At 71.0% G+C, this 22,358-nt stretch carries 22 protein-coding genes; 11 read left to right on the forward strand and 11 right to left on the reverse strand.

All coding sequences use genetic code 11. From position 1 onward, the window contains the following. Positions 1-42 precede the first annotated feature (42 nt). The gene (locus tag BJY16_RS37790; RefSeq protein ID WP_239176966.1) at positions 43-1,575 is read left to right on the forward strand and encodes an MDR family MFS transporter; all 1,533 of its coding nucleotides are present in this window, start codon (positions 43-45) and stop codon (positions 1,573-1,575) included. A gap of 127 nt (positions 1,576-1,702) precedes the next feature. Further along, entirely contained in the window at positions 1,703-2,857 is a 1,155-nt protein-coding gene (locus BJY16_RS37795; RefSeq protein WP_185044336.1) for a low temperature requirement protein A, read from the forward strand. On the opposite strand, the gene BJY16_RS37800 is transcribed toward BJY16_RS37795, so the two are convergent. Beyond that, complete coding sequence (locus BJY16_RS37800; RefSeq protein ID WP_185044337.1) at positions 2,845-3,906, reverse strand: spore photoproduct lyase family protein; 1,062 nt, start codon at positions 3,904-3,906, stop codon at positions 2,845-2,847. The genes BJY16_RS37795 and BJY16_RS37800 overlap by 13 nt on opposite strands. An 84-nt stretch (positions 3,907-3,990) precedes the next feature. On the opposite strand from BJY16_RS37800, the gene BJY16_RS37805 reads away from it, so the two are divergent. From BJY16_RS37805 to BJY16_RS37820, 4 genes are all read left to right on the forward strand, one after another. Beyond that, on the forward strand, positions 3,991-4,470 hold the full coding sequence (locus tag BJY16_RS37805; protein WP_185044338.1) for a GNAT family N-acetyltransferase: 480 nt from the start codon (positions 3,991-3,993) through the stop codon (positions 4,468-4,470). A gap of 26 nt (positions 4,471-4,496) precedes the next feature. Continuing rightward, positions 4,497-5,990, forward strand: a complete 1,494-nt coding sequence (locus BJY16_RS37810) for an ATP-binding protein (RefSeq protein ID WP_239176965.1) — start codon at positions 4,497-4,499, stop codon at positions 5,988-5,990. A 15-nt stretch (positions 5,991-6,005) separates the two neighbouring features. Then, entirely contained in the window at positions 6,006-6,521 is a 516-nt protein-coding gene (locus BJY16_RS37815; protein ID WP_185044339.1) for a hypothetical protein, read from the forward strand. Between the two features lie 78 nt (positions 6,522-6,599). Further along, positions 6,600-6,929 carry a hypothetical protein gene (locus BJY16_RS37820; protein WP_185044340.1) on the forward strand — a complete coding sequence of 110 codons (330 nt, stop codon included), beginning with the start codon at positions 6,600-6,602 and terminating at the stop codon, positions 6,927-6,929. Positions 6,930-6,974: 45 nt separating this feature from the next. Here the strand turns inward: BJY16_RS37820 and BJY16_RS37825 are convergent, their stop codons facing one another. Continuing rightward, complete coding sequence (locus BJY16_RS37825; protein WP_185044341.1) at positions 6,975-10,382, reverse strand: discoidin domain-containing protein; 3,408 nt, start codon at positions 10,380-10,382, stop codon at positions 6,975-6,977. Between the two features lie 136 nt (positions 10,383-10,518). On the opposite strand from BJY16_RS37825, the gene BJY16_RS37830 reads away from it, so the two are divergent. Then, complete coding sequence (locus BJY16_RS37830) at positions 10,519-11,073, forward strand: DUF305 domain-containing protein (RefSeq protein WP_185044342.1); 555 nt, start codon at positions 10,519-10,521, stop codon at positions 11,071-11,073. 349 nt (positions 11,074-11,422) lie between these two features. Here BJY16_RS37830 and BJY16_RS37835 read toward each other — a convergent pair whose 3' ends face one another. After that, complete coding sequence (locus BJY16_RS37835; RefSeq protein ID WP_185044343.1) at positions 11,423-12,811, reverse strand: DUF1996 domain-containing protein; 1,389 nt, start codon at positions 12,809-12,811, stop codon at positions 11,423-11,425. A gap of 166 nt (positions 12,812-12,977) precedes the next feature. Between BJY16_RS37835 and BJY16_RS37840 the strand changes: the two genes are divergently transcribed. The 3 genes from BJY16_RS37840 (at position 12,978) to BJY16_RS37850 (ending at position 16,188) form a co-directional block, all read left to right on the forward strand. After that, complete coding sequence (locus BJY16_RS37840; RefSeq protein WP_185044344.1) at positions 12,978-14,009, forward strand: LacI family DNA-binding transcriptional regulator; 1,032 nt, start codon at positions 12,978-12,980, stop codon at positions 14,007-14,009. Between the two features lie 455 nt (positions 14,010-14,464). Further along, the gene (locus BJY16_RS37845) at positions 14,465-14,995 is read left to right on the forward strand and encodes a flavin reductase family protein (protein ID WP_185044345.1); all 531 of its coding nucleotides are present in this window, start codon (positions 14,465-14,467) and stop codon (positions 14,993-14,995) included. Next, positions 14,992-16,188, forward strand: a complete 1,197-nt coding sequence (locus tag BJY16_RS37850; RefSeq protein ID WP_185044346.1) for an MFS transporter — start codon at positions 14,992-14,994, stop codon at positions 16,186-16,188. The genes BJY16_RS37845 and BJY16_RS37850 overlap by 4 nt, the downstream gene beginning before the upstream one ends. Positions 16,189-16,325: 137 nt before the next feature. Here the strand turns inward: BJY16_RS37850 and BJY16_RS37855 are convergent, their stop codons facing one another. The 8 genes from BJY16_RS37855 to BJY16_RS37890 form a co-directional block, all read right to left on the reverse strand. Next, a complete protein-coding gene (locus BJY16_RS37855) occupies positions 16,326-16,820 on the reverse strand; it encodes a DUF2267 domain-containing protein (RefSeq protein WP_185044347.1) in 495 nt (164 codons plus the stop codon). Between the two features lie 150 nt (positions 16,821-16,970). Continuing rightward, a complete protein-coding gene (locus tag BJY16_RS37860) occupies positions 16,971-17,645 on the reverse strand; it encodes a DUF6766 family protein (RefSeq protein WP_185044348.1) in 675 nt (224 codons plus the stop codon). An 81-nt stretch (positions 17,646-17,726) separates the two neighbouring features. Further along, the gene (locus tag BJY16_RS37865) at positions 17,727-18,125 is read right to left on the reverse strand and encodes a hypothetical protein (protein WP_185044349.1); all 399 of its coding nucleotides are present in this window, start codon (positions 18,123-18,125) and stop codon (positions 17,727-17,729) included. 94 nt (positions 18,126-18,219) lie between these two features. Next, positions 18,220-18,687, reverse strand: coding sequence for a CBS domain-containing protein (locus tag BJY16_RS37870; protein ID WP_311775364.1), 468 nt, complete (start codon positions 18,685-18,687; stop codon positions 18,220-18,222). 26 nt (positions 18,688-18,713) lie between these two features. Then, on the reverse strand, positions 18,714-19,343 hold the full coding sequence (locus BJY16_RS37875) for a DUF3618 domain-containing protein (protein ID WP_185044350.1): 630 nt from the start codon (positions 19,341-19,343) through the stop codon (positions 18,714-18,716). Continuing rightward, entirely contained in the window at positions 19,319-19,735 is a 417-nt protein-coding gene (locus BJY16_RS37880; RefSeq protein WP_185044351.1) for a phage holin family protein, read from the reverse strand. Before BJY16_RS37880 ends, BJY16_RS37875 begins: the two co-directional genes overlap by 25 nt. Beyond that, positions 19,732-20,511 (reverse strand): hypothetical protein, encoded by a 780-nt coding sequence (locus tag BJY16_RS37885; RefSeq protein WP_185044352.1) that lies wholly within the window; start codon positions 20,509-20,511, stop codon positions 19,732-19,734. The genes BJY16_RS37880 and BJY16_RS37885 overlap by 4 nt, the downstream gene beginning before the upstream one ends. Before the next feature lie 136 nt (positions 20,512-20,647). Beyond that, the gene (locus BJY16_RS37890; RefSeq protein ID WP_185044353.1) at positions 20,648-20,806 is read right to left on the reverse strand and encodes a hypothetical protein; all 159 of its coding nucleotides are present in this window, start codon (positions 20,804-20,806) and stop codon (positions 20,648-20,650) included. A gap of 138 nt (positions 20,807-20,944) precedes the next feature. On the opposite strand from BJY16_RS37890, the gene BJY16_RS37895 reads away from it, so the two are divergent. Then, entirely contained in the window at positions 20,945-22,333 is a 1,389-nt protein-coding gene (locus tag BJY16_RS37895) for an MFS transporter (protein ID WP_185046860.1), read from the forward strand. The last annotated feature ends 25 nt before the right edge of the window (positions 22,334-22,358 follow it).

Consider the following 22,358-nt stretch of genomic DNA (forward strand, 5'->3'; position numbering starts at 1 on the left):
TACTAACCGGCCGGTAAGTAGACTACCGAAGGATGCCCTGCCGTGACCACACCAACCCGCTTCACCCACCGCGAGATCATGGTGACGATGAGCGGCCTCGTCATCGCGATGCTGCTCGCCATGCTGGACAACATGATCGTGGCGCCCGCGCTCCCCACGATCGTCGGCGAACTCGACGGCCTGAACCATCTGGCCTGGGTCACCACCGGCTACATCCTCGCCTCGACGGTCGCCACCCCGATCTGGGGCAAGCTCGGCGACCTGCTCGGCCGGCGGATCACCTTCCTCAGCTCGATCGCGATCTTCCTGGTCGGCTCGGCGCTCTGCGGCATGTCGCAGAACATGGGCGAGCTGATCGCCTTCCGCGCGGTCCAGGGACTGGGCGCCGGCGGCCTGATGGTCGGCGTGATGGCGGTGCTCGCCGACATCGTCCCGCCCCGCGAGCGCGGCAAGTACCAGGGCGTGATGATGGCGGTCATGCCGGTCGCGATGATCGGCGGCCCGCTGGTCGGCGGCTTCATCACCGACAACCTGAACTGGCGCTGGGCGTTCTACGTCAACCTGCCGCTCGGCGTCGTCGCCCTGGCGGTCTGCTGGTTCGTGCTGGCCAAACTGCCCCGTGGCAAGGGTCAGGTGCGCATCGACTGGCTGGGCGCCGGCCTGCTCAGCGCCTGGATCACCACGCTGGTCCTGATCACCACCTGGGGCGGCAGCGAGTACGCCTGGGCCTCCCCGCAGATCCTCGGCCTGGCCGCCGTCACCGTGCTGGCCTTCGCCGCCTTCGTCCTGGTCGAGCGCCGCGCCGCCGAGCCGATCATGCCGTTGTCGGTGTTCGCCAACCGCAACTTCACCCTGGCCGGCGTGCTCAGCCTGATCGTCGGGTTCGCGATGTTCGGCGGCATCACCCTGCTCCCCCAGTTCCAGCAGTACGTGCAGGGGTCCTCGGCCACCAACAGCGGCCTGCTGCTGATGCCGATGATGCTCTCCGCCATGGCGGTCTCCCTGATCGGCGGCCAGGTGATCACCCGCACCGGCCGCTACCGGGCGCTGCCGATCGCCGGCACCGTCCTGATGACCGCGGGCCTGGCCCTGTTCGCCACCATGGACACCGGCACCTCGCGGTTCACCACCGGCGTGTTCATGGCGATCCTCGGCGCCGGGATGGGCTGCCTGATGCAGACCACCATGCTGATCGCGCAGAACAGCTCGCCGGTGCACGCGATCGGCGCGGCCACCGGCGCCGCCACCTTCCTGCGCAACATGGGCGGCTCACTCGGGGTCTCGCTGCTCACCACGCTCTACACCAACCACCTGATCGACTCGCTGGGCGGCAGCGGCCAGACCGCGTCGGCGGCCGGCAGCATGACCCCGGCCATGTTGCGCAGCCTCCCGGAGAACGTCCGGCACGCCTTTTCGGTCGCCGTCAGCGACGGGGTCAGCGCCGCCTTCACCTGGGGCGCCGCCGCGGCCGCGGCCGGCATCGTCGTCGCCCTGTTCATCCGGCACGTGCCGCTGCGCGGGTTCGCCGACGCGCCGAAGCCCGAGCCGGCCGCCGGGGAACTCCAGAACGCCTGAGCCACGGCGCCCGCCCGGGCGCTGATCCGGGCGGCCGCGGGGTGGCGGCCGCCCGGATCGCGGTGCTGGAATAGGCCTCGCCCCATCGCAACGGCGCGGGGCCACCGACATCACCGGGGAGATGCCGATGACCGAGCCGGTTTCCGCGCCGCGCCGATTCGGGGTGGCCGACAGTTCCGGCGAACGGCACGCCGACTGGCTCGAGCTCTTCTTCGATCTGGTCTTCGTGGTCGCCGTGGCCGAACTCGCCGCCACCCTCGAGCACCATCCCACCGGGTCCGGCTTCGTGCAGTACACGCTGCTGTTCGTGCCGGTGTGGTGGGCGTGGGTCGGCTACACCTTCTACGCCGACCGGCTGCAGACCGGACCGGACGTCCCGTACCGGATCTTGATGATCGTGGCGATGCTCGCCGTGGCCGCGCTCGCGGTCGCGGTCCCGGACGCCTTCCACGGCAACGGCTCGGTGCGGTTCGCCCTCTGCTACGTCGCGGTCCGCGCGGTGTTGATCATTTTGTACGCCCGGGCGTTCCGCCTGGACCGCTCCGCCCGTCCGCTGACCGGCCGCTACCTGATCGCCTTCACCGCCGGCGCCGGCCTCTGGCTGACCTCCGCCGTGGTGCCTGCCCCCGGCCGGTACGCGCTGTGGGCCGCCGGCCTGCTGATCGAACTCGCCGTCCCGCTGCTGTCCGCACGGGCCATCGCCCGGGTGCCGTTCCACGTCTCCCACATCCCGGAGCGTTTCGGGCTGTTCGTCATCATCGTGCTGGGCGAGGCGGTGGCGCTGGGCGCGATGAGCCTCAGCGAGGGCGGCCAGGACCCGCTGAGCCTCGCGGTCGGCGCGGTCGGCTTCCTGATCGTCGGGGCCCTGTGGTGGCTCTACTTCGACGGCGTCGACGGCTCGTCGATGCGCCACTGGTGGATCAGCGGCCAGGTGTACGTGTACGGGCACTTCGTCGTCTACACCGCCCTCACCGCGTTCGGCGTCGGCGTGCTGCTGGCCACCCACGCCGTGCACGACCACGCCGTCGACGGCAGCGCGCGATGGGCGCTGTGCGGGGGCATCGGCGCGTTCCTGCTCGCCATCGGCGTCATCCAGCTGTGCCGGCCGGGCGGCCCGCGGGACCGGCGCACCTGGGTCCGGCTCGCCGCGGGCGCGCTGTTCCTGCTGCTCCGGCCGCTGGGCGCCGGGCTGCCGCTGCTGGCGCTGGAGTTGCTGGCGCTGGCCCTGCTCACCGCGCAGATCGTCGCCGAGCACCGGCTGGCGGCCGGTCAGAAGGCGTAACGGACCCGCAGGTACGGCGTGCGCTCGGTGATCAGGTCGGTCAGCGCGGCGACGTACCGCCCCTTCTCGCCGGTGCGGTAACGCACGTTCCACGAGCCGTTCTGCGAGCGTTTCGGCTGCTGCAGCTCGGGGCGCCAGAGCAGCTCCTCGGCCTTCGGATGCCAGCCCAGGTTCACCTCGTGCAGGTCGCGGTTGTGGGTCAGGAAGATGACCTCGGCCGCGAGCTGCCGCTTCGCCGCCGGGCCGATGCCGTCGTCGAGCTGCTCCAGCAGGGCCGCCCAGTCGTCCAGCCAGCCGTCGCGGACCACGACCGGGCTGAAGTTGACGTGCACCTCGTAACCGGCCGCGACGAAGTCGTCGATCGCGGCGATCCGCTCCGCGATCGGGGAGGTCCGGATGTCCAGGATCTTGGCATCTCGCGGCGGCATCAAGGAGAACCTGATCCGGGTACGCCCACCCGGCGCCCAGTCGAGCATCTCCCGGTTCACATGCTTGGTGGCGAACGACGCCTTCGCGGTGGGCAGCCAGCGGAACAGCTCGACCAGGTCGCGGACGTTGTCGCTGATCCGGGCGTCGACACTGCAGTCCGAGTTCTCCCCGATGTCGTAGACCCAGGCGTACGGATCGCACTCGTTCGGGGTGGTCTTGGTCCCCTGCCGCCCGGCGTGCCGCTGCAGATAGCCGGCGATCTTGTCGATGTTGGCGAAGACCGTGATCGGGTTGCTGTACCCCTTGTGCCGCGGCACGTAGCAGTAGGCGCAGGCCATCGCGCACCCGTTCGCCGTCGACGGCGCGATGAAGTCGGCGGACCGTCCGTTCGGCCGGGCGGTCAGTGTCTTCTTCACGCCGAGCACGAGCGCTTCCCGCTTGATCCGCACCCACCGGTTGACGTTGGTCTCGTCCCCGTAGAGCTCCGGGATCCGGTTGTGGCTCTCCACCTCGACGAGCTGCGCGCCGGGGAAGCGGGCCAGGATCTCCTTGCCCCGCGGCAGCTCGGCGGCGGCCGGCTCAACATAGATCCGGCGGATGTCCAGCAGGTCCCCAGTCATAGCCGGTCAAGGCTACCCCCTTCGCCCGGATATCCGGGGAATTGCGGGCGGCACCGTGACGTCCTTCTATGACATGATCCGCACATGCCCGACGTGCTGATCCGACAGATGACGCAGGCCGAGTTCGACGATTGGCGCGCCGCGGCGATCAGATCGCACGCCGACGAGCAGATGGCGGCTGGCAACTGGTCACCGGACGAGGCGGAACAACTGGCGACCGAGGGCCACGACGCGCTGCTGCCCGGCGGGTTCGCCACGCCCGGCATGCTCTTCCTGGCCGCCGATGATCCGGAGGGCGACCGCGTCGGCATCCTCTGGCTCAGCGAGACGCATCCGCGGGGCATCCCGGACTGCGGTTTCCTCTACGACATCGAGGTCGCCGAGCCCTACCGCGGGTCGGGTTACGGCCGGGCCCTGCTGACCGCCGCGGAAGACGAGCTGCGGTCCCGCGGCGTGCAGTCGCTGGGCCTCAACGTCTTCGGCGACAACACCGCGGCGGTGCGCCTCTACGAGACGTCGGGCTACCGAGTGGTGACCCAGCAGATGCTCAAATCCCTCACCTGACGGGGGCGGGTGCCCGCCAAGGTAGATTGGTTCTACGTAGATTCCGTCTACCTAGACATCCTCTACTGCTGGAGGCGGCCGTGTTCATCGGGCGGCGGACCGAACTGTCTCTGCTGACAAAACGGATCGACCACATCACCCGGGCCGGGACGGGGCTTGCGGTCGCCATCCGTGGCCGCCGCCAGGTCGGCAAGTCGCGCCTGGTGCAGGAACTCTGTGACCGCTCAGGGCTGCCCTACCTGTACTTCACCGCGGTCAAAGGCGCTTCGGCCACCGAGTCGACCACTCAGTTCCTCGCGGCTCTGACCGAGTCGGATCTGCCGAACGACCACGGCTTGCTCCCCGGCACGCCACCGGCCGGCGGCTGGGGCGACATGCTGCGCCTCCTCGCGGGGACGCTGCCGGACCGGCCGAGCATCGTCGTGCTCGACGAGGTGCCGTGGCTCACCGAGCAGGACGACACCTTCGACGGACAGCTACAGGTCGTCTGGGACCGCCTGCTGTCCCGCCGCCCGGTCCTGCTGCTGCTCCTCGGCAGCGACCTGCACATGATGCAACGCCTCACCGCCTACGACCGGCCGTTCTACGGCCGCGCCGACAACCTCGTGTTGGGTCCGCTGCACCTGGCCGAAACCGCCGCCGCCACCGGGCTGGCCGGCTCCGACGCCATCGACGCCCACCTGATCACCGGTGGCCTGCCCGGCATCCTGATGCGCTGGCCATCCGGAACTCCGGCCGACGACTACCTCCGGGACGAATGCGCTGACCCGGCGTCGCCGCTGTTCGCCGTACCCGAACAGTCCCTCGCTTCGGAATTTCCGAACCCCGACGTGGCCCGGCGCGTCCTGGAGGCCGTCGGCGGTGACGCACGCACCTTCGCCAACATCGCCGGCGCTGCCGGCAGCCGCGACGGGGCCGTCAGCTCCGGCACCCTGTCCCCACTGCTGCGGCAACTCACCGATGACAAGCAGATCCTGACCGCGGACCAGCCACTCTCGACCAGCAGCGGCAAACCCGCCCTCTACCGGGTCGCCGACAGCAACCTGCGCCTCTACCTCGCCATCCTGCGTGACGTCCACAACCTCACGCGACGCGGGCGGCCCGAAGCCGGCAACACCCTGCTCCGCAACCGCTGGACCAGCTGGCGCGGCAAAGCCGTCGAACCACTGGTCCGCGCCTCGCTGGAGCAGGCCGCTGCCAGCGGCGCCCTGCCCTGGCCGGAGGCCCATGCTGTCGGTGGGTGGTGGAACCGGCAGTTCAACCCCGAGATCGACCTCGTCGGCGCCGACCGGGGGCCGGTCGCCTCACAGATCCACTTCTGCGGATCGCTGAAATGGCTCGGGACCCCGTTCGACGCCCGCGACCTGTACGAACTCCAAGAAGGTGCCCGGCGCGTCCCCGGCTACGACCCGGCGCACACCGGGCTGATCGTCGTCACCCGTTCCGGCGCCACCCTGCCCACCGGCGTCGTCCAGACCATCTGGGGCCCCGATGATGTCGTAGCGGCCTGGCAGGCCTGAGGGAGCGGCGGAAAAATGGACGGCGAGATGGCAGTGCGACAGTTGCGGCTGATCGCCATCGACAGGCTCGTCGGTTGCGAGGTCGGCTCCGACAAGTTGATCCGAGCCGGCGTGGACGCGCTCCTGGCCGGGGTCGCATCGCCTTCGCTGCCGATGCTGGCGGGTTTGACGCGGCGCGAGGAGCCGGAGGCGCGAAGCGTCTTCGACCGCGTCGCCGACGAACTCGGCCTGGTTCCCGAGGAGCTTCCGGCGGAGCCCACGGCCCGAACGTGGGCGCTGGTGCGATGGTGGGCGGAGTTGATCGTCAACGGCGAGCTGACCGCCGAGGAAGGGGGCCGGCTGATCTGGCGGCACGGCCGGCCTTTTCTGGGCAGCTCCGAAGAACTGCGGCCGCTGATGGAGAGCATCGTGCTGCATGACGACGAGATGAGTTCATGGTCGATCTGGGATGCCGAGTACGTGTCGCGTAATCGGGCGACCGCGGCCGCCGTCATCGCACAGGCGCAGGCGTTCCTGTCCGCCACCCGATGACGGCTGCCGGACGGACGGGATGGTCGGGTGCCACGGCGTCGTGCTTCGCGGATTCTGATCGTGGGCGCGGACAGGTTCGTGTGGTCCGTCGGGCACCTTCACGACCGGGTCGACGCCCCGGGCCGGCCGCCGGTCTACCTGGACTGCCGGGACATCCTGAAGATCCGTCGGCACCGAGCCCGGGGGCTGCTCGAAGTCGTCTTCCGGGAGAAGGCGGACGGCCCCCTGTCGAGTGGCGCGGTGCTCAGCGGTGCCGGTCGGGCGTTGAACCTGCACGAGCCCGGCACCGCGCGGGCGTTCCTGGACGAGGCGTTGCGGGGCGGCTGGCAGCCCGACCATCCGGCGCCGGTCGAGGTCGACGGATGGGTGCTGTTCGACGCCGTCCTCGGCCGTCGCCGGATGCCATGAGCAGGCGCGCCCGGCCGGTGGGCCGGGCGCGCCCGAGATGGTGCGTTACTGGCGGTGGACGCCGAACTCGTAGAGCGAGTAGCCGTACGCCGTGGCGCGGGCCGTGTTGTTCACCCGGACATAACGGGCGGAGGCGTTGATGGCCAGGTTGTCGAAGCCGCCGTTGCCGGCCGTCGTCGAGTACACCGTGGTCCAATTCGCGCCGTCGTTCGACGTCTGGACCTGGTACGACGTGGCGTACGCCGCCTCCCACGCCAGCGACACGTGGTCGAACGACTGGACCGAGCCGAGGTCGACCTGCAGCCACGCCGTGTCCACCCACTCGCTCGCCCAGCGGGTGCCGTAGTCGCCGTCGACCGCGTAGGACGGCAGCTGCGGCCCGTTGGTGCCGGTCGGCTGGTAGGTCGACGCGGTCACCGTCTTGCCGCGGGCCAGGTTGGTGCCGGGCAGGGTCGGCGGCACGACCTTGAAGGAGCGCTGCTCGATGCCGACGTTGCCCTGGCCGTCGTAGGCGTACACGTAGACCTTCCAGACGCCCAGGGTCTCCGGCGCCCGTACCGTGAACTTGCCGTCCGCGGTCTGGGTGTAGGTCAGATACCGCAGCCCCTTGTTGTTGTTGATGTGCTTGTCGCTGGCCATCAGGTTGTAGCGGATCGCGTCGCCCTGCGGGTCGGACGCGCTGACCTCGACCGTGAAGGTGCCGCCGGCCGGCACCGCCGACGGAGTGCCCACGGTCATCGCGGAGATCTCCGGCGCGGTGTTCGGCACCGGCTGCCCGGTGTACGCCTCGCGCAGCGCCGCGTACCCGAGCCGCCGCCAGCCGCCGGTGGTGGTGTTCAGCCACACCCCGCCGAAGTCGTTCTCCAGGCCGTAGTGGAACTCGGTGGCCCCGAGCGCGACCCCCGCGTGCCCCTTGATCGCGTTCCAGCTGTACGTGTAGCCGGCCTTTTTCTGCAGGTCGCTCGGCTCGGTCGGCACCCCGTTCGCGTCGTTGGGCACCTCCCATTCGCCGGCCGGGCCACCCTCGGTGAGGATGTACGGCTTGGTGTAGCCGCCCGCGATCCAGTCCCGCTTGACCGTGTCGATCGCCCCGTACGAGTTGACCGCGAGCAGGTCGAGCGCCGGCGAGTACTGCTTGTAGTACGTCCACGCGTGGGTGTACGCGTCCGTCGAGGTCACCGGGTGGTTCGAGTCAGCCGCGTGGATCGCCTCGGCCACCTCGTTGACGAACTTGGCGTAGCCGACCCGGCGCGCCTCCACCTCGGCGGCGGACAGCCCGTAGTTCTGCATCTCCAGGATCACCTCGTTGCCGACGTCCCAGAGCAGCACGCCCGGCCGGCCCTTGAGCTCGTTCACCTTGGCGACGATCTCCGACTTGACCGCGTTCTTGTACGCGGTGTCGTTCACGTAGTCCGCGCCGTGGTTGAGCCAGAGCCCGACGATCACCTTGATCCCGAACCGGGCGGCGGTGTCCAGCAGCACCGGGGTGTTGGCGTCCGGTCCCCAGATCCGGATCGTGTTCACGCCCATGTTCTTCAGGTCGCGCATGTACCCGTCCGCGGCGCCCTGCGGCGGACCGTACGTGATCCCCTTGACCGGCCAGGGAGTGCCGTTCACGGTCAGCGTCCAGTTGCCCTGGGTGCCGGTGACCTTGACGACGCTCGGCCCGGCCGGCACGGCCGGGTCGGTCATCGCGGCGGGCGTGCTGCCGGTCTGCTTGGACACGGTCACCGAGTCGACGCTGAGCACGCCGCCCGAGGTGGTGTCCGCGGTCGGCGTGGTGAAGCCGGCCACCGCGTTCGGCAGCGAGCCGCCGATCGCCAGGTCGAGCCGCAGGTAGAAGCCGTGGTGCACGGCGGCGTTCCACGCGGTCACGCCGACCTGGGACTCGCGGACCACCCAGGTCTGCTTGCCGTCGAGGTAGAACCGGATCTCCTCGTCGGTCTTGGTCCGGTCGATGACCTGGGAGTACTCGTGGTAGCCGGTCTGGCAGCCGACGCAGGACGCGAACCCGGAGGACCGCCCGGTGTACTCGGCGCACGGGCCGTCCGGGGCGGTGCCGCAGTGCAGCGTCTGGGCGAGCTGGTCCCGGCCGTTGACGTCGGTCATGATGTCGGTCTCGCCGACCGACGGCCAGTTGGTGTAGTTGCCGCGGTAGGCGGCGCCGGTGGCCCGGAAGCCCGGCCAGTACCCGGCGCCGTTGGTCACGCCCGGCTGCTTGAGCACGGCGCTGAACTTGAGCATCTCGCCCGGTTGCGGGGTGAAGTCGGTGCGCTGGGTCTCCAGCCGGCCTGAGGTCCACTTGCCGCTGCCGTCGCGGATCGCCTTGATGCTCAGCTTGCCGCTGCCGTCGAGCGCGACGTTCGCGGTGGAGTCGCTGGCGGTCTCGACCGAGCCGGTGCCCCAGTTGGCGGCGCCGCCCGGGTACTGGGTGCCGGTGCGCAGCAACCAGTTCGCGGCGCTCGGTGAGGTGCCGGCCGTACCGTCGAAGGTGTCCTGCCAGACGGTGGTGAAGTTGGGGTCCTGGGTCGGCGGGGTGGTCGGCGTGGTCGTGGTGCCGCCGCTGGTGAGGACCTTGAACTCGTAGAGCGAGTAGCCGTAGCCGCTGCCCCGGACGGTCCCGTAGAGCCGGACATACCGCCCGCTGCCGGAAACACTCAGGTTTTCCGTGCCGCCGGCTCCGGTGGTGGTGGAGTAGGCGTCGGTCCAGGTGGTCCCATCCGGACTTGTCTGGATTTTATAAGATTTCCCGTACGCGCCCTCCCACTGCAGGACGACGCCACAGATCATCTTCGTCGCGCCCAGGTCGACGCGGATCCACTGCGGGTCGGCGAAGACGCTGGACCAGCGGGTGCCCGCGTTGCCGTCGAAGGCCTTGTCGGCGGAGACGTCGGCGCCCTCCTGCGAGGAGGCGGTGGCCGGCTGACCCTGCGCGGCGTTGGTGGCGCACTCGCCGGTCGGGGTGCCGCCGAGCGAGCCGTAGACCTTGAACTCGTAGAGCGAGTAGCCGTAGCCGCTGCTCCGGGCAGTGCCGTAGAGCCGGACGTAGCGCCCGGTGCCGCTGACCGTCAGGTCCTCGGTGCCGCCGGCGCCGGTGGTCGTCGAGTAGACGTCCGTCCAGGCAGTCCCATCCGGACTTGTCTGGATCTTGAAGGCTTTACCGTACGCGCCCTCCCACTGCAGCGTGACCTTGCTGATCGTGGCCGTGGCGCCCAGGTCCACCCGGATCCACTGCGGGTCGGCGAACTGGCTGGACCACCGGGTCCCGGCGTCGCCGTCGAAGGCCTTGTCGGCGGAGACGTCGGCGCCCTCGACCGACGAGGCGAGGGCGGGCTTGCCCTGGGACAGGAGCGTGTCAGCGGCGCTCGCCACGGTCGTCACGGCAACCGTGGCCAGACCCAGCAGCACGGCGAGGACGCCTGCCAGCAGGGCCGGTCTTGGTCTCTGTTTCATGATCACACCCCACGGGGGACGGCATTTCGGGATACAGGGAAAGCGCTCTCCAAGCGAACGCGATTGTTTCGCTCATGTTGCCGGAGGTCAATACTTCCCATTGACATCACCGGTTCCGGAACTGCAAGCTCCGCCCGTGAAACCGAATCCCCGGCTCCTTGTCGCAGCCCTGCTGCTCGGCGTGGCCGCCTGCGGCTCCCCCACCACGCCGGCCGCACCCACCCCGCCCTCGGCGCCCGCACCGGCCGCTTCGCCAGCCTTCGGCGGCACCGACCTCGCCTGGATCGAGATCAACATCGCGATGGACGAGGAGCTGCTCCCGCTGCTCGCCCTGACCCCCGGGAGCAGCCCGCTCAAAGAGCTTTCCGCGCAGGTCAAAGCGTTCACCGACGAGGAGCTGGCGACGCTGCGGCAGCTGCACGCCGAAGCCGGGCTGCCCGCCGAGAACCAGCACAAGGGCATGCCGATGCCCGGCATGGTGACGCCGTCGCTGCTCGCGTCGGCCACCGCGGCGCGCGGCGCCGGCTTCGACGCGCTGCTCGCCAAGGCCCTCCGGGAGCACCTGGAGCAGGGCAAGCAGCTGGCCACCAGCGAGCGGTCGGCCGGCGCGGAATCCCGCACGAAGGCGCTCGCGGAGCGCATTCTGAAAACTCGCGAGAGCGCCCTGGCGAAGCTACAAAAAGATTTCTGAAATAGTCGCCGAGAAAGTTGTTATCGCATCTCGGCGACCGCGTCGCGCGGCTCGGCGGGCCGTCGAAGGATGGCCATCGCCTCGGCGACGCGGTTATCCACATTGACGCGCTGTCCACAGGGCTGGCCCGCGCGGCCGCATCTTCGCGCGACGCTGTCTCTGGGCAGGCCCCCCTGGGCGGGCGGGGATCGAGAAGTGGCCGGATCGCTGCACGGCGGGCCAGGAACGCGCCGGAACGGGCACGGACACGACGGAGCCGGCCGGCGCGGCGCTCCCGCCGTACCGAAAAAGGGTGTGCTGCCTGCCCGGAGGAGTCCCCACAACCTCCGGGCAGGCAGCGGTCAGAGGGTTACGGCAGCTCGTAACGCTCGTTGAGCGCCGCCCCGCGCTCCGGCTTGTACTGGTCGAAGCCACGCGGGTTGCACTGCAGCCCGCCGTTGATGCAGTGCCTGGTCAGGGCGGCGAGCACGGCCGGGTCCCACGCGTTGTAGACGTCGTAGTGGAAGGAATAGCCGCGGCCGCTGGCGAAGCGGACGTTGGCCAGGTTGCCGCTGACCGGCCAGGCCATCTTGAACTCGATCATCGGGACGGCAACCGGGTGGTCGGCCGGGCAGACGCCGACGATCGGGTACGCCATGTGGCTCTTGTGGTCCGGGGTGTCCAGGTGGATGCCGTCCCAGCAGCTCGGGGCCTGGAAGCGGACGTTGAGCTGGGAGCCGGCCACGCAGTTCGCCGGGATGTCCCACTGCCGGGTGAGGTCGCCGCACTCGAAGCCCTCGACCGCGCCCGGGTGGTTGCGGAACTCGTCGAGGGTGGAGTTCGGGCTGCCGACCACGTAGCGCAGCCCCGGCGGGAACGGCCGCACGCTGGTGTAGTCGATCACGCCGCTCTTGTAGTAGATGACCTGCGGGCCGTCCGGCTGCACGGCGGTGGTGCCGTTGAACAGCGTCGGCATCCAGTAACCGGTCTTGTCACCCGGGGTGATGCAGGACGTGCCGCCGGCCTGCAGCGAGGCGAGCGTGGTCATCGCGTTGGTGGTGCGGTTGCCCATGAAGGTGTGCGAGTGCGAGGCGCCGGGCAGGTTCGGGAAGACGATCGGGTCGTCGCCGAGGTTGGTCCGGCTGACCGAGCAGTTCGCCTGGAACTCGCGGTGGGTGACCGGCGGGTTCTGCGCGGGCGGGGTCGCGGTGGACGGGACCACCCCGGTGACCGGCGGGTTCGCGTAGACGTAGCCGGGGCCGTCGGTGGGCGGCGGGGTGGACGACGACGTTCCGTAGACCTGGAACTCGTACAGCGAGTAGCCGTAGCCGGTGCCGCGCTGGGTGCCGTACATCCGGACGTAGCGGCCGGAGCCGTTGACCGCCAGGGTCTGCTTGCCACCGGTGGCGGTGGTGGTGCTGTAGATCGTGGTCCAGGCGTTGCCGTCCGGCGAGGTCTGGATCTGGAAGGCCTTCGCGTACGCCGCCTCCCACTCGAGCTTGACCTGCGTGATCGTGGCGGTGACGCCGAGGTCCACGCGCAGCCACTGCGGGTCGGACCACTGGCTGCCCCAGCGGGTCTCGGAGCGGCCGTCGACCGCGGCGATGGCCGGGGATTCGCCGTTCTCGGTGGACGAGGCGAGCGCCGGCCGGCCCTGGGACAGCAGGGTATCGGCCGCGTAGGCGGACTGGGTGACGGCCAGCACGGTGCTGACCAGAGCGAGCGCCGCTAACGGCGCCAGCAGCTTCTTCTTGTGCACGGGGGATCTCCCAAGGTTCGAGGACGGTGCGTACGCTTGGAGAGCGCTTTCCAGTCTTCGAGCCCGCCCGCGCTCCCGTCAATGGTTTGGGGTTCCGGAACGTGGCGAACCGCCCCTGGAGCGGCGAGGGCGGAAAGCGCTCTCCATCCCGTGCTATAAACACCGCATGCAGACGCACCGGCTACCCACGCTCGAGGACGTAGCCCGAGTGGCCGGCGTCTCACGGGCCACCGTCTCGCGCGTCGTCAACGGCATCCGCAACGTCGACCCGCAGCTGCACGAGCTGGTCTGGAGCGCCGTCGAGCAGACCGGTTACGTGCCCAACCGGATGGCCCGCTCACTGGTCACCCGGCGCACCGGCACGGTGGCCCTGGTGGTCTCCGACTTCGAGACGCACGACGACGACCCGTTCATGAGCCGGTTCTTCGCCGACCCCTACTTCGGCCGGATCGTCGGCGGCCTGATGAGCGTGCTGCGCCCGGCCAGCACCCAGCTGGCCCTCCAGATGGTCGGCGCCGACGGGCACAAACGCCTGGTCGGCGACCTGCGCAACGGGCAGGCCGACGGCGCCGTGGTGCTCTCCCTGCCGGCCCGCGACCCGCTGCCCGGCCTGCTCGCCGAGGCCGGCATCCCGGCCGTGCTGATCGGCCGGCCGCCCGAGCCGGTCCCGATCAGCTACGTCGACCTGGCCAACGAGACCGGCGCCGCGATCGCCGCCGACCGCCTGGCCGGGCGCGGTTGCCAGCGGATCGGCATGATCTCCGGCCCGGCCGACGTGCCGGCCAGCCAGGACCGGATCACCGGTTTCCGGCGCGCGATGGCCCGGCACGGGCACGCCTGGGTGCCGACCGTCAGCGGCAACTTCACCCAGCGCAGCGGCGAGGAGGCGATGCGCGAGCTGCTCGCCGCACACCCGCAGCTGGACGGCGTCTTCGTGGCCAACGACCTGATGGCCCTCGGCGCCCTGCTCGTCCTGCGGGACGCCGGCAAGCGCGTCCCGGACGACGTCGCGGTGGTCGGTTTCGACGACAGCAGCGCCGCGCTGGCCGCCCGACCGGCCCTCACCACGGTCCGGCACCCGCTCGAGGACATGGCCGCCGAGGCGGCGAAGGTGCTGCTCACCCGCATCGAGGACCCGACCTCCCGGGTCAGCTCGGTGATCTACGAGCCGTCCCTGGTGGTCCGCCAGTCCGCCTGACCGCCGATCACTCCCGGTCCGCTCCGGTCCGGCTCACCCGGCCGCCGACGAACGGTCCGCTGCGGTCCGGCTCACCCCGCCGCCCACGAGCGGCCCGCTCCGGCTTGCTGCCGCCGCTTTCCGGTACGCCCCGAGCGCCCCGCGCCCGGCAAGCGGTCCGTCGTCGCGCCGGCCTCGGCGGGACGGCTGCGCGCGTACCCCTGATCGGCGGTCGCAGGACGAAGCGGACCGCGCGCGTCCGTGTGGCCCGCGTGCGAGTGGGTAGGCAGAGGCGAGACCTTCCCGGCCTGCGGACTGTGACGTCGCAGATACTTTCTAAAACCTATAGGGTCGATATAGATTGAGGCCGGTCGTCGGAGAAGGCGGGGAGGCCAGCGCTTGTCCTGCCCGTCTTCGTGGCCGCTGACCTGACTGTTTAGCCTCACAAGCGCACGCCCGACGGTAAGGAACCGCGCATGACCATCTCGCAGACCCCCGCGACGTTCGCCACCAACCAGGACCTGGACCCGATCCGGCTGCGGCAGGCGTTCGGCGTGTTCCCCAGCGGGGTGGTCGCCGTCGCGGCCGCGGTCGACGGGCGGCTCGTCGGGCTCGCGGCCAGCTCCTTCACGTCGGTGAGCATCGATCCCCCGCTGGTCTCCTTCTCCATCGCGAACACCTCGAAGACCTGGCCCGACCTGCGCCGCGCCGACCACCTCGGGGTGACCGTGCTGGCCGCGCACCACGACACGATCTGCCGGCAGCTGGCCGGGGCGGTGGAGCACCGGTTCGACGGGGTGGCCGCCTCGGTCAGCGACGACGGCGCGGTCACCATCGACGACGGGCTGGCCCGGTTCGACACCACGATCTACCGCGAGGTGGAGGCCGGCGACCACACCATCGTGCTGCTCCGGCTGCACGCCGTCGACCACCCGGTGGACCGGGAGGGGCTGCTGTCGCCGCTGGTGTTCCACCGGTCCGCGTTCGGCCGCGTCGCCGCGGAGTGACCCGACTCGACCAGGGCGGGCTGACCCTGCGTCAGCTGGGGCCGACTGTCTACCTGCCGTCGGCGGTCTACTCCACCGGGTTCGGCGCGATCGCCCCGGTGGTGGTGCTGTCGGCGACCGGGCTGGGCGCCTCCCCCGCCGCCGCTGCCCTGGTCGCCGGGCTGCTCGGGGCCGGGCAGATCGCCGGCGGGCTGCCCGCCGGGGTGCTGGTCGACCGGTTCGGCGAGCAGCGGACCATGCTCGGCGCGGCCGCTCTCGGGCTGCCCGCGCTGGTCGCCTGCATGCTGGCCCGGGACGTCCGGCTGCTGGCCGTTGCGGTCTTCCTGCTCGGCATCACCGGGGCGGCCTGGGGGCTGGCCCGGCACGCGTACCTCACCGAGGCGGTCCGTCCGGAGCTGCGGGCCCGGGCGATGTCGACGCTCGGCGGGGTGGGCCGGGTCGGCACCTTCGCCGGACCGTTCCTCGGCGCGCCGGTGGTCCACGTGCTCGGCGTCTCCGGGGCCTACCTGGTGGCCGCGGTGGCGGTCACCGTGGCCGCGGCGCTGGTCGTGGTGCTGCCACCGGTGCCGCACGACCGGCCGCACGCCGGCCCGCTCGACCGGCCCCGCCTGACGACGGTGCTGCGCGACAACGCGCCCGTCCTGCGCACGCTCGGCTCGGCGATCCTGCTGGTCGGCGCGCTGCGGGCGGCCCGGCAGACGATCCTGCCGCTGTGGGGCGCCGGGCTCGGACTGTCCCCGGCGACCATCGGCGTCATCTACGGGATCTCCGGCGGCGTGGACATGCTGCTGTTCTATCCGGCCGGGCGACTGATGGACCGGCGCGGGCGGCGCTGGGCGGCGGTCCCGGCGATGGCGCTGCTCGGGCTGGCCCACGCGCTGCTGCCGCTGGCCGGCGGCGCGGCCGGACTCACCGTGATCGGCCTGCTGATGGGCGTCGGGAACGGGCTGAGCGCCGGCCTGGTGATGACCATCGGCGCGGACGTGTCGCCGGTGGCCGGGCGGGCGCGGTTCCTGGGCGCCTGGCGGATGTGCTCCGACCTGGGCAACGGCGGCGGGCCGCTGCTGATCGGCGCGGTCACCGCGGCGGTCTCGCTGCCCGCGGCCGCACTCGTGGTGGCCGGGGCCGGGGCGCTGGCCGCGATGCTGCTCGGCCGCTGGGTCCCGCCCGACCGACCGAGCCGAGCGCCCTGAAAGCCGGACCCGCACGGTCCCGACCGGGCTGGACCCGCTGAACGCCGGACCCGCACGGTCCCGGCTGGGCGTCAGGGGTGTCTCGACGTCGTCGAGACACCCCTGACAGCCAGCTCGAAGCGGGACCGGACCGCGGTCTACACCGAAGCGGACCGGGGGCTGAGCTGCGCGGCCGCGGACGGCGACGGCGCGGTGGTGCGCTGGGGCCGCGGCGCGGCGGAGTGGTCGGCGAAGGACCACGGGAGGGCGGGCACCGAGCGGAACAGCGGGCGCAGGTCGGCCGGGACCAGGTGGGCGAGCTGCTCCGGGCGGATCCCGCGGTCGGCGGTGTTCAGCTCGGCCAGCACCACCCGGGCCAGGAAGGCGGCGTCCGCGCTGTCCGCGTAGAGCCGATCGGCGACCCGGGTGAGGAACCGGCGGACGTCGAGGATCTCGACGATCCGGCCGGGCTCCGGGATCGGCAGTCGTTGTCGCAGCTCCTCCGGCAACCCCGCGGTCAACCGGCGGTAGGCCGGGGCCGGGAGCAGCTCACTCAGCACGCCGAGCACGGTCGTGACGACCCGGCGACTCTCGTTGCGCCCGTGCAGGCGCCCGTTCTGCTGGATCCGGGTGAGGAGATCGTCGTGGTTCATCAGGCGCCTCCCTGTGTCCCGCACGGCGTTCCCGTGCCGGGGGCGCCTGTCTACCCGGCCTAAAAAGATCCAAACCGGACTGTCAGCTACTTAACTCAAGGTCCGGTGCCCGGTACGGCCGGAGCGCTCCGGCCGTACCGTAGAGCGGTTTTATCCCTCCACGCCGGTGGCGGTGTGCGCGGCGCCGACCGGCTTGGACTGCGAGGAGCCGCGCTGGCGCAGGTAGATCGCGAGGATCGCCATCGAGGCGACCGCGAGCAGCTCGGACTGCCAGTTCTGCAGCGTGCGGTTCCAGAAGTCCGGCTCGGTGACGTAGGTCGCCCAGGTGACCGGGTCCTGCAGGTCGCCGAGCTGCTCTTCGTTGTACGCCGCCCAGCCGGTGATCGACTGGCCGAGCCAGGAGAGCAGGAAGATCAGCCCCATCACCAGGCCGAGCGAGTTGGAGAAGAGCCAGAGGCGGAAACCACTGGCGCGGGCCCACTTCGGTGAGCGGGCGTCGGCGAAGTGGCCGACCTTCTGGTCCCGATCCGACTCCCGGCCCGGCTTGTCCAGCTCTTTGGACTCCGGCGAGCCCTTCTGCAGCAGCCACACGGTGAACCAGATGTAGAGGAAGAACTGCAGGTACTCGGACTGCCAGTTCTCCAGCACGTCGACGCCGAAGCTGGCCGAGGTCAGGTAGCGGCCCAGGCCGATCTCCGGGAGGCCCTCGCTGAGCTGCTGCTGGTTGAAGTCGGCGTGTCCGGCGAAGGCCTGACCGACCAGCACGATCAGGAAGAGCAGGCCGAAGACCAGGCCCAGCGAGTTCTCCCGCAGGAAGCGTCTCATCGCTGCAGCACCCCCAGCGCGGTGAAGTAGATCAGGCCGGCCGCGACGACCAGCAGGAGCAGGATGAAGAGCGCGCGCATGTCAGCTCCCCTGCAGGGTGCAGTCGTAGGGACGCTCGCCGCGCGAGGTGCAGCCGGCCGCGACCACCCGCCAGCCGTCGTCGAAGACTGCCAGGAAGAGCGTGTCGTCGGCGAGCCGCACCTGCGCCCACTGGCCGTAGACCGAGGTGCCGACCACCCGGCCGGGCTCGGGCAGTTCCTCGTCGAGGATCGCATCCGGACACGGCTTGCCGGCCGATTCCTCCAGCTCCGCGGTGGTATCCGGGGCGAGGGTGGCGCAGGCCTGCGGGCCGTTCTGACTGGCGGCCGCGGCGAGCAGGCGGGTCGCGACGGCGGCCGCCGCCTCCTCACGGCCCCCGACTGAACCACAGCCCGCCAGCGGAAGGAGCGCCGCGGCGGCGATGATCAAGGTCCGTTTCATGCCGCGCTGCATGCCCGGGAACGAGCTTTCTCAATCACACGAGGGCGCCGGACCACCCTGCGGTGATCCGGCGCCCTCGTGCCGTCCGGCCTGGTCAGCCCTTCGAGATGGCGTCCATCAGGTCGCCGACCGGGCGGTCGGGCAGTGCCCGGGCCACGTCGGCCAGAGCGACCATGCCGACCAGGTCGTGCCCGTCGATGACCGGAAGCCGGCGCACCTGGTGCTGACCCATGGTGCGCAGGATCTCGGTGGCGTCGTCGTCCGCGCCGATCGTGACCGGCTTGCCCTCGGCCAGCTCGCCGGCCGGGACCTCGGCCGGATTACGACCCTTGGCGATCGCTTTCACCACGATGTCGCGGTCGGTGATCATGCCCTTGAGGCGATTGTCATCGCCACAGATGGGCAGCGAACCGACATCGAGATCGGCCATTTTCTGAGCGGCGTCGGCCAGCGTTTCCCGTTCACTCACACAAACCGCACCGGGAGTCATGATCTCGCGTGCGCTTGGCATTTCTCCTCCTGACGATTTCATCGTGCGGACAGGAACTCGGATACCCGGCATCGGCGCGTTCAACCGACCGTTCCGGATCAGTTCCGGGCGGCCTGCCGGGTCTGCTCGGTGGCGTGCTGGGCGGAGTCCTGAGCCTGCGCCTTGGTGGTCTGGGCCGCGTCCTGGGCGGTCTCCTTGACCTGGGCGGCGGCGTGCTGGACGGTGCCGGTCAGCTCGTCCTTCACCTCGGCGGCCAGGTCCTTGACCTGGTCGGTGAGCTCACCGCTGTTCTCCTTGAGCTGCCGCCCGGCGCGACGCTCGGCCTCGGTGACCGGGATCAGCCCGGCGGCCAGCAGGCCGACGCCGAAGGCGATCACCCCAGCGGCAAGCGGGTTGCCCTGGGTCTGGGAGGCCACCGCCTGCGGGGCGCCGCGTACCGCGTCCGCGGCCTCGTGCGCCTTCTCGCTCGCGGTGTCGCCCAGCCGGGACGCCTTGTCGCCGACCGAGTCACCCAGCCGGGACGCCTTGTCCTGCACCGTGCCCACCGCCGAGGACGTGGTGTCACCCACGTGGGAAGCGCTGCCCATCACCTTCTCCTTCACCGTGTTCCACCGCCGCTTGGCGACCCTGCTCGGGCTGGTCTTCTCGGCGAGCAGGTCGACGTCGCGGGTCAGCGACGCGCGGGTCTGCTCGATGTTCTGCCTCAGCCGGTCGGGTTCTTCAGCCATTGCGCGTCCTCCTTGAGGGTGTCGACGGTGCGCCGTGGCATCGGGTCCACGGTCTTGAGACGGTTCTTGCCGGTCACGTAGAGGACGGCCGCGACGATGCCCCAGATCGCGGCGACGATCAGGGCGGCCCAGCCGGCCGGCATGACGGCGTCCAGGCCGAACACGGCGGCGAGGCTGAGCAGCAGCACGGCCAGGTAGCCGGCGAACCCGGCGCCGCCGAGCATGCCGGCGGCCTTGCCGGCCTTGGTGGCTTCCTGCTTGATCTCCGCCTTGGCCAGTTCGACCTCTTGGCGGAACAGCTGCGACAGGTCGTCGCTGATGTTGCCGATCAGCTCACCGATCGACGTCTGCGCGACCCGGTCCGACTGGTCCGGGGGAAGCGAGCTGGTCACGGCCGCGGCTCCCGGGTCCCGAGCGGGTACTCCTCGGCCACCGGGTACTCCTCCGGCAGCACCACGGGGGTGCCGGTGCCGGTCGAGGCGTACTCGGTGCCGGTGGTGGCGGTGGCGGGGGTCGGCGTGTAGCCGGTGCCCGCGTAGTCGGCGCCCGCGTAATCGGCGCCCGCGCCGGTCGTGGTGGCGTAGTCACCGGCCGGCGGCACCGACGTGCTCACCGTGCTGTAGCTGTCCGAGACCGGCTTGCGGTCGGTCCCGGTCGTGGCGCCGGAGTCGGCCTTAGCCACGCTCTTGCCGAGCCGGCCGACCACGAAGCCGGCCGCGAGGGCGGTCGCCAGGAACGCGCCGGGGCGGCGCCGGGCGAAGTCCTGCACCTCGGCGAGCACCCCTTCGGGGCCGTTGCGGTCCAGGTAGTCGGCCAGCTGCCGGCCACCGTCGGCGACCCGGGACACCACGGCCGCGGCCGGGCCGTCGGTGCGGTCGCCGCGCATCTCGTCGAGGTGGTCGGCGGTCTGCCGGATCGAGCCGACCAGCCGGTCGCTCTGCACCTTGGCCTGCTCACCGAGCTTGTCGCGCACCTCGCCGGCCACGTTGCGGGCCTGCGCCCCGGCCTCCTGGCTGACGCGTCGCACCTGCTCGGTCGCGGTGTCCTTCACCTCGGACACGGCCTGGCCCGCCGCCTGCTTGCCTTCCACGGCGACGTGCTTGGCCTTCGCGGAAGTGTCACCGGAAGAATCACCCGGCGCATACGCGCCGGTCGGTAGCTCACTCACGTTGCCTCCCTGTCAGCGGGTCATTCGCCACATCGAATGCCCAGCGGCCGGAAAACAAATCCAGCAATTTTCCGCGGATGATCTGGAAAGCGCCGGGTATTCCATTCCTTCTGCTACCGGGAAACGCGCGCCGCGATCACACCTCGCCGACCCGGGCCAGTGTGTCCCGCCGGGTCCGGGTCGCCTCGGCGGTCAGCCTCATCGCATTGTCGTTCATCCCGACGACCCATTCCCCCGAAGCGGCGAAGCTGCCCGACGGGACCTCGTCGCGCACCGCCACCGGATCGGAGAGCATCCGGCGTACGAGCTGCCCCTGCGGCGGTCCCTGGCGAGACCGGTCAGGCAGGTCGGCGGCACATGTCTAACCCGGCACGATCGCGGGAACAGCCGCACGGTGACAACCGAGACCACGCCGAGGACCCGCTGGCACGCGATGAGCGTCGCGCTGGTGGCCGGCTTCATGACCCTGCTCGACATCAGCATCGTCAACGTGGCGCTGCCGTCGATCCGCGCCTACCTGAACCTGGGCTCCGGCGAGCTGCAGTGGGTCCTGTCCGGCTACGCGCTCACCTTCGGCCTGCTGCTGGTGCCGGCCGGCCGGTACGGCGACGCCCGCGGCCGGCGTAACGTCTTCATCTTCGGCGTAGCCCTGTTCACCCTGGCCAGCGCGGCCGCCGGGCTGGCCACCAGCGCGCTGTGGCTGGTCGTCGCCCGGCTGGTCCAGGGCGCCGCCGGCGGCATCGTGAACCCGCAGGTGTCCGGCCTGATCCAGGAGCTGTTCGAGCCGGCCGAGCGGGGCCGGCCGTTCGGGCTGCTGGGCGCGACGATCGGGGTGTCCACGGCGGTCGGGCCGCTGCTCGGCGGCCTGCTCATCCAGGTCTTCGGGACGGCCGAGGGCTGGCGCTGGATCTTCTACATCAACGTGCCGATCGGCCTGGTCGCGATCGCGCTCGCCGCCCGCTGGATCCCGGCCCGGGCGCGGAAGGAACGGGAGACGCTCGACCCGGTCGGTGTCACGCTGCTCGGGGTCGGCGTCTTCCTGCTGCTGTTGCCGCTGGTGCAGGAGCGGGAATGGTCCGGGCCGGCCAAGTGGCTGCTGCTGGTGCCGGCCGCCGCGGTGCTGGCCGGGTTCTGGGCGTGGGAGCGGCGGTTCAGCCGGCACGCCCCCTCGGTGATCGACCTGGAGCTGTTCCGGGTCCGGTCGTACTCGCTGGGCACCCTGGTCGGGGTGCTCTACTTCGGCGGGTTCACCTCGATCTTCTTCACCTACACGCTGTTCCTGCAGAACGGGCTGCACTACTCCGCGCTGCAGGCCGGGCTGGCGATCACACCGTTCGCGCTGGGCTCGGCGGTGACCTCGGCGCTGGGCGGCCGCAAGGTGAGCGAGACCGGCCGCACGCTGGTGGTCGCCGGCCTGGTCACGGTCGCCGCCGGGCTGGCCGGCACGATCCTGGCGCTCACCCTGGTGAGCGGCTCGGCGGCCGGCTGGGCGACGGTCCTCCCGCTGCTCGTCGCCGGGCTGGGCAGCGGCCTGGTGATCAGTCCGAACCAGACGATCACGCTGTCCGAGGTGCCGGTACGGCGGGCCGGGAGCGCGGCCGCGGTGCTGCAGACCGGGCAGCGGATCGGCACCGCGGTCGGGATCGCCGGGGTGGGCGCGGTCTTCTTCAACCGGCTCGACCACCACCAGGGCGACTGGGGGCTGGCGTTCCGGACATCGCTCGCCGTGACGATCGCCTTCGTCGGGGCGGCGCTGATCGCCGCGGTCGCCGACGTGCGGGCCGGCCGCGTGGACGATCGCGTATGCGCGGAGGACTCCTGACCATGGCTCGTCCACGCCGGCTCGG

The organism is Actinoplanes octamycinicus, assembly GCF_014205225.1.
Taxonomy (GTDB): Bacteria; Actinomycetota; Actinomycetes; order Mycobacteriales; family Micromonosporaceae; genus Actinoplanes; species Actinoplanes octamycinicus.

Coding starts and splice junctions, on each gene's coding strand:
- BJY16_RS37795 (WP_185044336.1), top strand. CDS start 1,703: ATGACCGAGCCGGTTTCCGCGCCGCGCCGATTCGGGGTGGCCGACAGT.
- BJY16_RS37800 (WP_185044337.1), bottom strand. CDS start 3,906: ATGACTGGGGACCTGCTGGACATCCGCCGGATCTATGTTGAGCCGGCC.
- BJY16_RS37805 (WP_185044338.1), top strand. CDS start 3,991: ATGCCCGACGTGCTGATCCGACAGATGACGCAGGCCGAGTTCGACGAT.
- BJY16_RS37815 (WP_185044339.1), top strand. CDS start 6,006: ATGGACGGCGAGATGGCAGTGCGACAGTTGCGGCTGATCGCCATCGAC.
- BJY16_RS37825 (WP_185044341.1), bottom strand. CDS start 10,382: ATGAAACAGAGACCAAGACCGGCCCTGCTGGCAGGCGTCCTCGCCGTG.
- BJY16_RS37840 (WP_185044344.1), top strand. CDS start 12,978: ATGCAGACGCACCGGCTACCCACGCTCGAGGACGTAGCCCGAGTGGCC.
- BJY16_RS37845 (WP_185044345.1), top strand. CDS start 14,465: ATGACCATCTCGCAGACCCCCGCGACGTTCGCCACCAACCAGGACCTG.
- BJY16_RS37855 (WP_185044347.1), bottom strand. CDS start 16,820: ATGAACCACGACGATCTCCTCACCCGGATCCAGCAGAACGGGCGCCTG.
- BJY16_RS37860 (WP_185044348.1), bottom strand. CDS start 17,645: ATGAGACGCTTCCTGCGGGAGAACTCGCTGGGCCTGGTCTTCGGCCTG.
- BJY16_RS37865 (WP_185044349.1), bottom strand. CDS start 18,125: ATGAAACGGACCTTGATCATCGCCGCCGCGGCGCTCCTTCCGCTGGCG.
- BJY16_RS37870 (WP_311775364.1), bottom strand. CDS start 18,687: ATGCCGGGTATCCGAGTTCCTGTCCGCACGATGAAATCGTCAGGAGGA.
- BJY16_RS37875 (WP_185044350.1), bottom strand. CDS start 19,343: ATGGCTGAAGAACCCGACCGGCTGAGGCAGAACATCGAGCAGACCCGC.
- BJY16_RS37890 (WP_185044353.1), bottom strand. CDS start 20,806: ATGCTCTCCGATCCGGTGGCGGTGCGCGACGAGGTCCCGTCGGGCAGC.
- BJY16_RS37895 (WP_185046860.1), top strand. CDS start 20,945: ATGAGCGTCGCGCTGGTGGCCGGCTTCATGACCCTGCTCGACATCAGC.